Genomic DNA, 14,010 nt, shown 5'->3' on the forward strand with positions numbered 1-14,010 from the left:
AAGACTTCCTACTAAAGTCTTGGGGTGATGCCTATTCTGATCATTGCCCTAGTCCTCGCCGCGGCCGGCGTCGCGCTTCTCCTCCTCGACAAGCGCCAGCGCACCAACCAGCTTGACGGCACTAGCTCTATCGAGAGCCTCGAATCGTCAGAGCGTCCCACCGCTGACGAGCCACGTGAAGCCGAAACGTTTGAACCGCAGGAGGAAGGACTTGCTTCTGCAGAAAACGCAGTGGAGGAAGAGCCTGCCTCAGTACAAGAGCCCGCCCCAGTAGAGAAGGACCAGGCGGCACCTGAAACAGCTATGGCAGAGCAGCAGGCGGCGCCGGAGCGCAAAAACGAGCACCTGCTGCGTGCGCGTGACTTGGTGCCCGGGTCGCTGCGCCGTGAGCGCAAGGCATGGGGCGAGCATCACCAGTTCGAGTACACCAAGCAGGATGACTACCTGGCTGATGAATGGATGCGTGGCGCAGCGGCCCTGGGTGCGGCGCCGAAGGATATCGTGGCAGGGTTCGTGCATGGTCACGAGATGCTGCTGATGGACTTGGGCGGCATCAACGTTATGGCGATGCGCACCGGTGCGGCATCAGACATCGTGGTGGATTTCCGCCGCATCGGCCTTACAGAAGAACACTTTTCGGAGGACCTGATCAAGGTCGACGACGTTGAAGGATTCGAGATGTTCGCAACCGACGCGGGCGTCGGCAAGCGGCTCATCGATGAGCGCCTGGAAGTGGCCCTCGAGCAGATGCCCGAGGAGGTCACCGCGGCGTGGATGGAATCCGAATGGGTGCTTGCCCAAACCACCAAGCACGCGCGCGGCGCGCAGTGGGATGCCATGCTGGCGCCGCTGGCAAAACTTGCCGATTGTGCCCGAGTTCTGCCGCCGCGTTCGGCCGCGATGCAGGTGCTGCGCGTGGCTGAGCTGGACCCGAGCCGCGAGATCCCCGAGCCGCCGCAGCCTGAGCCGACCGGGCCCATCCTTGTGCCGGACCACGAGGAAATCCAGCGCCCGCACATCCAGCGCCCGGAAGAGCCGGTAGAGCTACCGAGCCGCACCCGCAGTGAGTCCCTCGGCGAGGTTGACCACAGCGCGCTGGGTGCGGACGAAGTCGACGCCATTGCCGACGGCCGCGAGCGCCCCCTGCTCGATAAGGCGCAAGCGCGCATGCGCCGTGATCTCAACGGCCGCTCGACCATCTTCGGCGACGAAGAAGCAAACGAGTAGTCTTAAAGCGATAATCCCGCAAAACATGGCGGGACAAGAAGCGGCATAAGAAACAAAAAGGAGCGCCATGAGCTTGGATGCACAGAAAAAGGCCCGTCTGGCAGAGCTGGTCAAGGAACTGGCTGTTGTACACGGCAAGGTCACCTTGTCCTCCGGTAAGGAGGCTGATTACTACGTTGACCTGCGCCGCGCCACCCTTCAGCACGAGGCTTCCCGCCTCATCGGCTCCTTGCTGCGCGAGCTGACCGCGGACTGGGACTACGTGGCAGTTGGCGGCCTGACCCTGGGCGCTGACCCCGTCGCTACCTCCATCATGCATGCCGACGGCCGCGATATCGACGCCTTCGTGGTGCGCAAGGAAGCCAAGAAGCACGGCATGCAGCGCCGCATTGAGGGCTTCGACGTCACCGGCGCTAAGGTCCTCGTGGTCGAGGACACCACCACCACCGGCAACTCCCCGCTGACCGCCGTCGAGGCACTGCGCGAGGCAGGCGCCGAGGTCGTCGGTGTGGCCACCGTTGTGGATCGCGCAACCGGCGCCGGCGAAGTTATCGCCGCTGAGGGCCTGGAGTACCGCTACCTGCTGAGCTTGGAAGACCTTGACCTCGCCTAATAACCCATCTGCGCAAGAGACTGTAGAGACAGGCAAGGGCCCTACCGAGTGGAACGAAGGCCGCCACGGCGTCGGGCCGTGGGAGGGCCCCTGGCCAGACGGCGCGCAGTATGACCCAGAGCTGCTGCGCGAGGGTGATCGCCGCAACGTGGTCGACGCCTACCGTTACTGGAGCAGGGAAGCGATCACCGCGGACATCGATAAGCGCCGGCACGCCCTGCACATCGCCATCGAGAACTTCGAGAACGATTCCAACATCGGAACCGTGGTGCGCACCGCGAATGCCTTCGCCGTCGACACCGTGCATATCGTGGGGCGCCGCCGTTGGAATCGCCGTGGGGCCATGGTCACTGACCGCTACCAGCACCTGCAGCATCATGCCACGGTGGAGGAGCTTTTGCAGTGGGCCAACGCCGAAGGGCTAACTGTTGTCGCCATCGATAACACCCCCGGATGCGTCCCCCTTGAAACAGCCGAGCTGCCGGAGCGCTGCCTGCTTTTGTTTGGACAAGAAGGCCCCGGCGTTACCCAAGCAGCCCAAGATGCAGCGTTAATGACCTGTTCCATTGCCCAATTTGGCTCGACTCGTTCGATCAACGCGGGCGTCGCCGCGGGCATCGCCATGCATGCGTGGATTCGTCAGCATGCTGACTTAGAAAAAGCGTGGTAAATCGTTATCTCAAGTAGATAAGATGGAGTAACGAAACCATAATCGAGAGTGATAGATCTACAGTGGAAGAGACATGGGCACACCGCGCGGACCTCGCGGAAACCGCCATCAATGAACGCCATGCGCAAAACGTATGGTCAATTCCGCGTACCAATCTTGCGGTCGTCAGCTGGCCGCCGACTGGTAAGGAGAAACTCTTCGTCCACTGGCACTACTGGTGGCAAGCTCATTACCTCGATTGTCTGGTAGACGCCGCGCTGCGTAACAACACCAAGGCGCGCCGCGCCCGCATCGTGGACACCATGCGCGGTATCCGTATTCGTAACATGAGCCAGCTTACGAAGAATCGTTACTACGACGACAAGGCGTGGCTGGCCCTGGCTATGGGGCGCGCCGAGCAGCTCAAGCGCATCAAGCCGCATAAGCGCCTGGGCTCTTTGCAGCGCAACATCCTGGAAGGCACCGACCCCCAAATCGGCGTGCTGCCGTGGCGCGAGGGCGAGACTTTCCTGAATGTGCCATCCAACGGCCCCGGCGCCATCATGCTTGCCCGCATGGGGCGCATTGACGAGGCCCGCCACATCGTGGACTGGATCTATGACCATCTGGTTGATGATGACGGCTTCATCATGGACGGCGTGCGCATGCGTATGGACGGCCCGGAAATCGTGAAGGCTATCCACCCGTATTGCCAGGGCGTGGTTCTGGGCGCCTGCCTGGAAATTGCATTGGCACTGCGTGAGAAGGCTGGGTTGACCTCCCTGGAGAGCATCGACACCATTCAGGAAGCCGAGCTGGCAGCGGATACGATGCACTACATCACCAACATCCGTGGCCTAGTGCAGGCAGTGGCAACCGGAATGGCTACCCCGTCCGGCGTTATCAACTGGATGACGGGCGACGGTGATGGTGGCCTGTTCAAGGGCATCCTCGTGCGCTACCTTGCAGACGTTGCTGTGCGATTGCCTGGCGATTCCCCGGCTAACCGCGCCACCAAGAAGCTTGCGGCTCGCATGGTCGTGGCCTCTGCTGAATCCGTGTGGGAACACCGCCTGGAGGTAGATGGTCTACCTATCTTCGGCTCCGACTGGACCACCGATGCCCGCCTGCCACATAACTACGGCTTCGGACCGCATACCGTCGGCGAAAAGGTAGGCATCATCCGTGTTGCAGAGCGCGATCTTTCGGTCCAATTGTCGGGCTGGATGCTGCTCGAGGCCTGCGCACGAGTCATGAAACACCAGTCCCAAGAAAAATAAAAGCGCATTACAACCGTACTATTTTGTGGTTTCACCTGCGTATCGCAACCGCCCACCAAGCGCCTGCCTGCATTAAGGAAGTTCACAGAAATTCTGGCGGCGAAATCGGGCAAAAACCGGCATACTTGGGACTTGGAACGTGATTGCCCCAACACACTAAGGATGGAACTTCATGCCAATCGCAACTCCTGAGGTCTATAACCAGATGCTGGATACCGCCAAGCAGGGCGGTTTTGCATTCCCGGCCATCAACTGCACCTCTTCTGAAACCATCAACGCGGCCCTGCGCGGTTTCGCAGAAGCTGAGTCTGACGGCATTATCCAGTTCTCCACTGGCGGCGCTGAGTTCGGCTCTGGCCTTTCCGTGAAGAACAAGGTGGCAGGTGCTCAGGCTCTGGCAGCTTTCGCTCACGAGGCGGCAAAGCACTACGGCATCAACGTTGCGCTGCACACCGACCACTGCCAGAAGGAAGTTCTGGACGAGTACGTTCGCCCCCTCATCGCTATCTCCCAGGAGCGCGTTGACCGCGGCGAGCTGCCTTTGTTCCAGTCCCACATGTGGGATGGTTCTGCAATCCCAATCGACGAGAACCTTGTCATCGCCCAAGAGCTGCTGGAGAAGGCACGCAAGGCAAACATCATCCTTGAGGCTGAGATCGGCGTCGTTGGCGGCGAAGAGGACGGCGTCCAAGCTAAGGCCGGCGCAAACCTCTACACCTCCGTTGAGGATTTTGAAAAGACCATCGATGCACTCGGTACCGGCGAGAAGGGCCGCTACTTGCTGGCCGCTACCTTCGGCAACGTCCACGGCGTTTACAAGCCGGGCAACGTGAAGCTGCGCCCAGAGGTTCTCGACGAAGGCCAGAAGGCCGCCGTCAAGAAGCTCGGCCTGGAAGAGGGCTCCAAGCCATTCGACTTCGTCTTCCACGGCGGCTCCGGCTCCGAGAAGGAAAAGATCGAGCAGGCTCTGTCCTACGGCGTTGTGAAGATGAACGTTGACACCGATACTCAGTACGCGTTCACCAATCCGGTTGCCCGCCACATGTTCGCTAACTACGACGGCGTCTTCAAGATCGACGGCGAGGTTGGCAACAAGAAGGTCTACGACCCACGCTCCTACATGAAGAAGGCAGAGCAGTCCATGGCTGAGCGCGTGGTTGAGGCCTGCACCGACCTGCACTCCGTGGGCAAGTCCATCTCCAAGTAAGACTGACCACTAAACCCACACCACACAGAGCCGTTCCCCCACACCCCGCAGCCGCAGGGAACCCCGCAGCCGCTGGGAACCCCGCAGCCGCTGGGAGGGAGGAGCGGCTTTGCTGTGTTTAGCGTCAAAGAATGCGCCGGCAAAGTCCCCGACCAACATCCTCGCCCGAGTCAAACCGGAATCAAAACCCAAATGGTGAGGTCACCGCACAACAAAAGGGACTAGTGTAAACCAATGGGGCAAATGAGGCCCGCAAGTGGTGAGGTGACCTCACCATCTAGAGTGAACCCAGCCACGACCCAGGCCGAATCCAGCCACGACCCAGGCCGATCCCAAACCAGAGCCAAGCAATCCACACGGGCGAACTAAGATAAGGAAACCATGGCGGAAGCAAAGGATAAGAGCACCAAGGACCGGGTCAAGCTGACCACGCGCCAACAGCTGCGCAGCTTTGACCGCTCGGTTAAATCCCGTTTTGCGCGCGTGAAGTCCCGCTTCCTCTACATCGTCCAGTCCACCCTCGGCGCCGGCCTGGCTTTCTTCGTCGCGCACGTCGTCTTCGGCCACGCTCAGCCGTTCTTCGCGCCGATGTCCGTCATCATCATCTTGGGCCTGTCCGGCGGGGACCGCCTTAAACGCGCGGTGGATCTCTCCATCGGCGGCATCGTCGGCGTTATCGTGGGCACCCTTCTGGTCGACGGCCTGGGCACCGGCCCTATCCACATGACCATAATCATCGGCTGTTCACTGCTCATCGCATCCTTCGTGACCAAGTCGCAGCTCATCAGCAACCAGGTGGCCATCGGCGCCATCCTGATCGCCACCATCATGCCTCCGGAGGAGATGGGCGGGCTCTCCCGCGCCATCGACGCCATCATCGGCGCCTTCATTGGTATCTGCATGATCGCCCTCATCCCGACCTCCCCACTGCGCGCCGTGCGTAAGGAAGTATCCAAGGTTCTGCGGGTGGCTTCTGCAGTGCTTTCCGACGTCGCCGGTGGCCTCCGCGACGGCGATAAGAAGGCGATCCTGGAAGCTCGTGACGCCGTCCGCGGTACGCAGAGCGATATCAATGACATGCTCCAGGCGGCCAAGGGCAGCGCCGAGACCGTCAAGGTTTCCCCATTCCTGTGGAGCTGGCAGCGCAACATCCGCTCGTTGGAGCGCATCCTCACCCCGGTGGACAACGCTATCCGCGGTGTGCGCGTGCTTTCCCGCCGAGCCTTGGTGCTTTCGGAGGACGGCGACCACGTCACCGAAGCCCAGCTTGACCTCATCGACGAGCTTTCCGACGTCACGTATGAGCTCGCTGAGCTCTACGGCCGGGCCAGCAGCAAGGAATCACGCGCCAACGAGGCCGTGGTCATCCCGGAGATTGTGTACCGCCTACGCGTCCTTGGTGCGAACGCCACCATGGACGTGCTTGGCGAGGACGGCGTTCTTTCCGCCTACTCACTCCTCGCGCAGACCCGGTCCATCATCGTTGACCTGCTGATGGTCTGCGGCATGTCCCGCGAATCAGCCGTGGCGCAGCTTGCCCCCACCTCTGACCATCCGGCCTACCCACCGGAAGTTCTCGACACCGACTAAACGCACGGAGTAAAGCCGCGATAATTAAGGCCGTACAACCTGCAGATCACGCAGGTGCCGGTAGAAGGTCACGCGCTTGACGGCTCGCTTCGCGCTGACGCCATCGACGATTACGCGCAGCTCCGGGCCGCCCGCTTGCACCGCGCGGCCGGTACAGATGCTGGATTCATCGAGCTGGCCGGAGGCGATGGGGGAGGAGAACTTCGATCGCAGCCATCCGCCGAAGCCGGACTTTGCGGCTTCAGCAAGCCCTAGGTCTGCGGATTTAGCAACGGGGGAGACAGCCTTCGCTGCCAAGATCCCCGGCGCATCAATCATCGGTACCAACCGGGCACCATACGTACCGATGCCGGCCTTGCCGGTACCTTCGTGGCGGACGACAACATGATCATCCACGATGATCTCGCCGGTGATGTCCGTGTTATTCCATTCGGAAATCGAAGCCGAGCCCGCCACGGCAAGACCTGCATCATTGCGGATCAGCGGTACTGGGTGCACCGGTGCTGAAAGCGCAACGCTGAGCGCAGATTGCAGATCAGTAGGCAGGCCCCAGTTGTGGGCAGCGGGCGAAGAAGAATCCGTGGGCACATAGGCGATCTCGGCCCAGAGGTAGTCGCCGCGCATCATGCGGCTAAGAACTGCGCTCAAGGCGGCGTCGTCTCCTACCACGACGATGCGTAGTGGCTCCACCAAGTGGGGCCCTTGCGGCGCGAAGGCGGGGGTACTCAAATGCCGGACGTCGGGTTGGGCGGCAATCTCATCGAGGGAAGGGGTGGGATCTTCCGGCAGTGCGGTCTTCGCGGCTGCGTCTAGCGGACGAAGCTCGGAGCGGGTTGGAACCGCGCTGACGTCGAGAACCTCTGCGTGTGGGGGCAAATCCAGGCTGAGTCTGCTTCCGCAACGAACAACGATTAGGGCCACCGTGAGTTACCTTGCCTTTCCCAGCGAATCACCCCGCGAATTGGGGCATAACTTCTACACCCTACAGCGCAAATTACCCCCATTGATAACCGCCAATTGGGGTGGAGGGGGTCACATGGGGATATATTTTTAGTCCACACTACTTTCAACTTCACATTTTATTTATCTTCGTGCCGTGGCACACAGGTAACTATCCCGACAACTTCACGGAGGCTTCATCTTGGCAATTGAATTCACCATGATCCAGTCCATCGGCATCGCTGTCGTGTTGCTCTTGCTGGGTATTTGGCTCAAGCAGCGGATTTATTTCTTTGAGCGCTTTGCTATTCCGGCCCCGGTTATCGGTGGCTTCCTCTTTGCTTTGATCAACCTGGTGCTGCACCAGACTGGTATCGCTGAGATTACGTTCGATACCACGCTGCAGAGCTTCTTCATGGTTATCTTCTTCACCACGGTGGGCTACGGCGCATCGTTGAAGGTGCTGCGCGCCGCCGGCCCGAAGGTAATGGTCTTCCTCGTTGTGGCGATTGTTCTGACCATTCTGCAGAACGTAGTTGCCGTGGGCCTGGCTCCAATCGTTGGTGTCGATGCCAAGCTGGCCTTGATGACGGGCTCTGTTTCCATGACCGGTGGCCACGGTGTTTCGGGCGGTATCGCGCCTCTTGTCGAGCAGTCTGGTGTTAGCGGTGCAGAAACCGTGGCTTACACTGCAGCTACCTTTGGCCTCATCATGGGCTCGCTCATGGGCGGCCCGCTGGCTAACCGCCTGATTACCAAGGGCAATCTGATGGATCAGAAGGCAGCAAAGGTCGATATCGATGAGTCGCTGATTGCTCACGTCGCCCGCAAGCTGCGCGGCGACGCCATGCTGCACGCCTTCGTGATGATTCTGGTTTCGATGCTCATCGGTAGCTTCGTGACCGATGCGATGAACCACTTCGTGGGCATGCTCACCGATAAGGCGGCCTTCCCGCTTTACTTCGGCTCCATGATTGTGGCGATTATCCTGCGCTTTATTAATGACTCTCGTGAGCAGAAGGAATACAAGGAACTGGTCCCAACCCAAGAGGTTGAGATTCTCGGCGTCATTGGCCTGAACTTCTTCCTGGCGATGGCTCTTATGAACATCAAGCTCTGGGAGCTCGCTGAGCTGGCTGTCCCTATGCTCATTCTGCTGGTGGGTCAGACGGCACTCATGTGGCTGTTTGCTAACTTTGTCACCTTCCGCGTCATGGGCCGCGACTACGACGCCGCGGTTCTTACCGCTGGCCACTGCGGCTTCGGTATGGGCGCTACCCCGAACGGCATGGCAAACATGGACTCCGTGGTCACCAAGTTCAAGGAATCCAAGCTGGCTTTCTTCATCCTGCCGATCATTGGCGGCATGTTCATCGACTTCGCGAACATCGTAAACATCTTGGTATTCCTGAACATCGCGTAAACGCGGCGAAGCAGCCGTGTTAAAAAATGAGAGCTGTCAATTAATACCCGTCTGCACACTTCTAGGGGTAAAGTGGTTGCGTATTTGGCTTCAATCATTAGGAAGTGACACCCAGACATGGCAGCAATCGTCATCGTTGGCGCTCAATGGGGCGACGAAGGTAAAGGTAAGGCCACCGATATCCTCGGTGGTAAGGTTGACTACGTAGTCAAGCCGAATGGCGGCAATAACGCTGGCCATACTGTTGTAGTTGGCGGCGAGAAGTATGAGCTCAAGCTCCTTCCCGCCGGCATTCTCTCTGAGAATGCAACTCCGGTATTGGGCAACGGCGTTGTTATTAATCTTGAAGCTCTCTTTGATGAGATCGACGGCCTTGAGGCACGCGGCGCGAATGCCTCGCGCCTGCGAATCTCCGCGAACGCTCACCTGGTAGCGCCGTACCACCAGACCCTAGACCGCGTGCAGGAGCGTTTCTTGGGCAAGCGCGCCATTGGCACCACGGGCCGCGGTATTGGCCCGGCTTACTCCGATAAGGTCGCTCGCATCGGTATCCGCGTGCAGGACATCTTTGATGAATCCATCCTGCGGCAGAAGGTTGAGTCTGCGCTGGACATCAAGAACCAGATGCTGGTGAAGATGTACAACCGCAAGGCCATCGATCCGGAGCAGGTTGTGGAGTACTTCCTGAGCTACCGCGATCGCCTGCGCCCGATGGTTATTGAGGCCGAACTGGAGCTGAACCAAGCCCTGGATGCCGGCAAGCACGTCCTCATGGAGGGCGGCCAGGCCACCATGCTGGATGTTGACCACGGAACCTACCCGTTCGTGACCTCCTCGAACCCGTCGGCCGGCGGTGCCTCGGTCGGCTCCGGTATCGGGCCTACTCGCATTAAGACCTCCCTGGGCATCATCAAGGCCTACACCACCCGCGTGGGCGCCGGCCCGTTCCCAACTGAGCTTTTTGACAAGTGGGGCGAGTACCTGCAAACCACCGGTGGTGAGATCGGCGTTAACACCGGCCGCAAGCGCCGCTGTGGTTGGTATGACTCCGTGGTGGCTCGCTATGCCACCCGCGTCAACGGTTTCACGGACTACTTCCTGACCAAGCTGGACGTGCTCACCGGTATTGGTGAGATCCCCATCTGTGTGGCCTATGACGTAGACGGCAAGCGCTACGATGAGATGCCGCTGACCCAGTCTGAGTTCCACCACGCTGAGCCCATCTTTGAGACCATGCCGGCTTGGGACGAGGACATCACTGACTGTAAGACTTTTGAGGACCTCCCGCAGAAGGCACAGGATTACGTCCTGCGTCTGGAGGAACTCTCTGGCTGCCGCATCTCCTACATTGGTGTCGGCCCCGGCCGCGACCAGACCATCGTGCGCCACGACGTCATGCAAGACCAGTAAGGCGCCAACAAGTTCAAGCCGCACAACCTCAGGCACCGCCTCACGGCGACGGTGCCAGCCAATAACCGCCCCACTTCTCCTACAGCATCGTGCACACAACCATCAGCACGCACCATGCATAGGGAAGCGGGGCGGTTTGTGTTCTTATGGCTACATTTGTGCGTTCAATACGCCCTGCTTGGTGCCGCCTCCGGCAACGCCGCTTACCCATGCGCTGGACAAAACACCCCCGTAAGGAGTTTATTCCTGGGGAAATGTTACGGATGTGGCGATGTGAGATATTTAACAATATTAATCGCGTGTCGCGATCGGAGCAAATAAGGGCAGGTCAAGCATATGTCTTAACTTGTTGTCCCCAAAAAAGTTGTATTCATGGAATTTTCAGGGTTCTGTACGGTTTCTTTAATTCGTGAATGGCGTTAACGTTGGGGACGAGTTTGTTCATCGACCCTTGGAACCTCTGATCTTCTTCCAAGGTGGCAAATGTGAGCTGCTCTCGGTTGTGTAAGCCGGTTTTACCCCTTGCGCGGTCGCGCACCCCTAGCGTGATCAATACTTTCAAGTCTTAAGGAAAGGACTTCTTGATATGAACAAGAAGGCAATCAAGCGTACTGCTGTACGCCGTCGCGGCACTACGATTGCTGCCGCGGCGCTCTCTGTTGCACTGGTTGCTCCGTTTGTACATCCTGTTGTTGCACCGCAGACGGCCGCCGTGGCGTCTGCTGCTGAGATCACTGATGCAGATGGTAACTACATTCCGGCGGATACTGGGCGAATTTACGACAACGGTGAGGATGACGGCCTGCGATATGCCGGCCTTTTGCCGGAGTTCGTGGATGCACAGCAAAACGACCCGCAGTACGTGTTCAAGGTTCCGCATTTGAGGAAATCGGTTTGGAATACCGGTAAGACCCCGGAGGGGGATACAGATGCGAACGGTCAGTTCATCCGTTTCCGTGACAAGGCGCTGTACGACGAGATTTCGCGCATCGAGCTGGTGGGTGTGAATGTGATCACCAGGGGTCGTTTGTAAAGCGTGATCCTCAAGGCTCCGAGTGGGGTCTGAAGTTCGAGGACTCCAAGAACTTTCCAGGTGCCTCGGGCGTTCCGTATGCGTCCTACATTCAAATCTTCCTGAAGAACGGGACCCCTATTACCGATCTGGCTCTTCCGAAGGAGGGTTCCCAGGTTGACTACTACTGGGTTCGCAAGGACGGCCGGATCTTCAACAACTCCGTCCAGCACGTAAACATTGTGGATCAGGGGCAACTTGCTGCTGATACCAACGTACCGGCGGAAACCTTCGAAGCTACGGGCGCGAATGTTTACCACAACGGTATCTCGAAACAGCTGAAGTATGATCAGGGGAACGGGGTCATTAAGTCCACCACAACCGCTACTATGGCGGGTAGGAACTTCGGTGGAAACAGCTATTGGAACTGGATGCTCAATGAGTACATCAGCCCAGATGTAGCAAAGCACATCACCGACGTCACGGTCTACAAATCTGACATGGAAGGCAATCCAGTAAAGGGTGCCAAGAAATGGAAGATGGACTTCGACAAGGAAACCGGTTTCGCGACCACCGCGACTCGGCCCGAACTGTCCTACAAGCCACACGAGCCTGGCATCGATGCCAAAACCAAGGATGAAGTGTGGGCCAACATGGACAGTATCGTGGGCATCCCCGCTAATGTGACCGGTAGCTACACCATCGAGTATCAGCTTGAGGAGGGGGCTGAAAACCTTGCCAACTCCCCGTATGGCAAGCGCATCGACACCACCTCCTGGATCTCCGTGGACTTCACTGATGCGTGGCCGAAGACGTTGCCGAACGAGGATAAGCAGGACGGTGGCGCCGATCCGACGCTGCTGAAGAACACGCTGAAGTTCGACTACCTCAACATTGCCGATTCTGACGGTGATGGCCTCACCGACGACTACGAACGTGAGTTGGGTACGGACCCGTCAGTCGAAGATACGGATGGCGATGGTATCCGCGATGACGTGGAGGTCCTTACCGATGACACCGATCCGTTAGACCCGAAGTCTTTCCTCCCTGCTGCTCCACAGCCGGAAGCTAAGCAAGTTCTCCCACAGCCTGAGTCTCTGTCCGGCACGATTGCTCGCGAACAGGATAAGGACACCAAGGGCGAGGATATTCCGCTGCTTGATGTCACCAATGCGGATGCGGCGCCGGTGAAGATTGTTGCTGTTCCTACCGACAAGCTGAGTGAAGACGAGAACGGTAAGCCGACTTTCGACGCTGCAGACGCCATTGACGTCGCAACGCTTGATGACGTCGCCGCGATTAAGAAGGGTAAATTTACTTCCGGCAAGCTTGAACTGCAAGACGGTACGGATTACACCCTCGTTGCGGAGTCCCCGAATGGCGAGCGCACCAAGGGCGGTACGTTCAAGGCCACCAAGGATGCCCCGACTGAAGCAACCGCGACCCCGTCCATCGAACCAGTGAAGGCTGATGACACCAAGGTCACTGTCACGGCTCCTGCAGGCAGTGAGGTGAAAGTAACCCTCCCGTCCGGTAAGGAAGTCACCGCAACCGAGGACCCGGACAAACCGGGTACCTTCACTGCAGGCATTCCTGAGGGCGAAAAGCTCAAGGAAAACGATGAGATCTCGGCTACTGCAACGGAGGATGGTAAGAAGCCTTCCGAGCCGGCAACCGTAAAGGTTGAGGCTGCGGACGCACCGGGGCCGGAGACCCCAACCGACCCTGAGGCTGATAAGACCTACGGCGTTGACTACCCAGCACTGCAGAACCTTGCCGTGGACGGCGAGAACGCCACCGCTAAGGTTTCTCCGAAGCTGACCCTCAACGGTGAGGCCGTGGATACCTTGCCTGAGGGATCCACGTTCACGGCAGATACCTCCAACGCCCCTGAGGGCACAGAGGTGACCTTCGATGAGAATGGTGTTGCAAACATCACCGTTCCGAAGCAGGAGCCGGGTGCGCCAGCCAAGGTTTTTGAGTTGCCGATTACCGCGACTATCGACGGCACTGAGTACACCGATACCGTCGTTGTTAACGTTCCTGCCGGCGATGAGAAGCCGGCGCCGAAGGATTTGGTCATCGACAAGCTCAAGGGCCAGGAAGCATGGTCCGATGATGCCATCACTCCGATTCAGGTCTCGGCCAAGACAGCTGATGGTGCGGCGCTGTCCAACCCCACGTATGAGCTCGTCGGCGCACCCGAGGGAATCTCCATCGATGAGAATGGCAAGATTACGGGTACTCCTGCGTACAACAAGGACGCGGCTGACCTCGTGACCGAGGACGGCAACGCCGTCTACAACGTCACCGTGAAAGTCACCGATGGTGAGAGCACCGGCACGCAAACCTTCCCGCTCGTGGTCAAGGACGCCACCGCGGACACTGACGGCGATGGCCTGACGGACAAGGAAGAAGCCGAAAAGGGCACCGACCCGAAGAAGGCCGACACTGATGGTGATGGTCTGACCGATAAGGAAGAGGTTGACGGTTCCAAGAACAACGGCCAGCCGACCGATCCGACCAACGCAGACAGCGACGGTGACGGCGTTAGCGACGGCGACGAGGTCAACAACACTGATGCTGAGGGCAACCCTGCCCCCACTGATCCGAATGATGCGAATGATAAGCCTGCTGGTGAGTCTGAGGGTAAGACCTCG

At 58.9% G+C, this 14,010-nt stretch carries 11 protein-coding genes; 10 read left to right on the forward strand and 1 reads right to left on the reverse strand.

The annotated features are described in order from the left end of the window. Positions 1-27 precede the first annotated feature (27 nt). From HMPREF3169_RS00970 to HMPREF3169_RS00995, 6 genes are all read left to right on the forward strand, one after another. Positions 28-1,227, forward strand: a complete 1,200-nt coding sequence (locus tag HMPREF3169_RS00970; protein WP_070455398.1) for a type III secretion system chaperone family protein — start codon at positions 28-30, stop codon at positions 1,225-1,227. Positions 1,228-1,294: 67 nt separating this feature from the next. Beyond that, positions 1,295-1,840 (forward strand): orotate phosphoribosyltransferase, encoded by a 546-nt coding sequence (pyrE, locus tag HMPREF3169_RS00975; RefSeq protein ID WP_062036999.1) that lies wholly within the window; start codon positions 1,295-1,297, stop codon positions 1,838-1,840. Continuing rightward, positions 1,827-2,510, forward strand: coding sequence for a TrmH family RNA methyltransferase (locus HMPREF3169_RS00980; protein ID WP_062037002.1), 684 nt, complete (start codon positions 1,827-1,829; stop codon positions 2,508-2,510). Before pyrE ends, HMPREF3169_RS00980 begins: the two co-directional genes overlap by 14 nt. Positions 2,511-2,572: 62 nt before the next feature. Then, positions 2,573-3,769 (forward strand): glycoside hydrolase family 76 protein, encoded by a 1,197-nt coding sequence (locus HMPREF3169_RS00985; protein ID WP_070455400.1) that lies wholly within the window; start codon positions 2,573-2,575, stop codon positions 3,767-3,769. A gap of 172 nt (positions 3,770-3,941) precedes the next feature. Beyond that, the gene (fbaA, locus tag HMPREF3169_RS00990) at positions 3,942-4,976 is read left to right on the forward strand and encodes a class II fructose-bisphosphate aldolase (RefSeq protein ID WP_061924895.1); all 1,035 of its coding nucleotides are present in this window, start codon (positions 3,942-3,944) and stop codon (positions 4,974-4,976) included. A gap of 381 nt (positions 4,977-5,357) precedes the next feature. Continuing rightward, positions 5,358-6,566, forward strand: coding sequence for an FUSC family protein (locus tag HMPREF3169_RS00995; RefSeq protein ID WP_070455402.1), 1,209 nt, complete (start codon positions 5,358-5,360; stop codon positions 6,564-6,566). Between the two features lie 24 nt (positions 6,567-6,590). Here the strand turns inward: HMPREF3169_RS00995 and HMPREF3169_RS01000 are convergent, their stop codons facing one another. Then, positions 6,591-7,487, reverse strand: a complete 897-nt coding sequence (locus HMPREF3169_RS01000) for a hypothetical protein (RefSeq protein ID WP_070455404.1) — start codon at positions 7,485-7,487, stop codon at positions 6,591-6,593. 220 nt (positions 7,488-7,707) lie between these two features. Between HMPREF3169_RS01000 and gltS the strand changes: the two genes are divergently transcribed. From gltS to HMPREF3169_RS01020, 4 genes are all read left to right on the forward strand, one after another. Then, positions 7,708-8,928, forward strand: a complete 1,221-nt coding sequence (gene gltS, locus HMPREF3169_RS01005) for a sodium/glutamate symporter (RefSeq protein ID WP_210385623.1) — start codon at positions 7,708-7,710, stop codon at positions 8,926-8,928. Between the two features lie 117 nt (positions 8,929-9,045). Continuing rightward, positions 9,046-10,338: an adenylosuccinate synthase gene (locus HMPREF3169_RS01010; protein WP_070432290.1), complete on the forward strand. Its 1,293-nt coding sequence runs from the start codon at positions 9,046-9,048 to the stop codon at positions 10,336-10,338. A gap of 586 nt (positions 10,339-10,924) precedes the next feature. Beyond that, positions 10,925-11,371, forward strand: coding sequence for a hypothetical protein (locus tag HMPREF3169_RS01015; RefSeq protein WP_070455406.1), 447 nt, complete (start codon positions 10,925-10,927; stop codon positions 11,369-11,371). 368 nt (positions 11,372-11,739) lie between these two features. Then, positions 11,740-14,010 (forward strand): Rad2 family DNA repair protein (locus HMPREF3169_RS01020; RefSeq protein WP_148138201.1); only part of this gene is annotated, 2,271 nt, incomplete at its 3' end.

The organism is Corynebacterium sp. HMSC08C04, assembly GCF_001807495.1.
GTDB lineage: Bacteria > Actinomycetota > Actinomycetes > Mycobacteriales > Mycobacteriaceae > Corynebacterium > Corynebacterium simulans.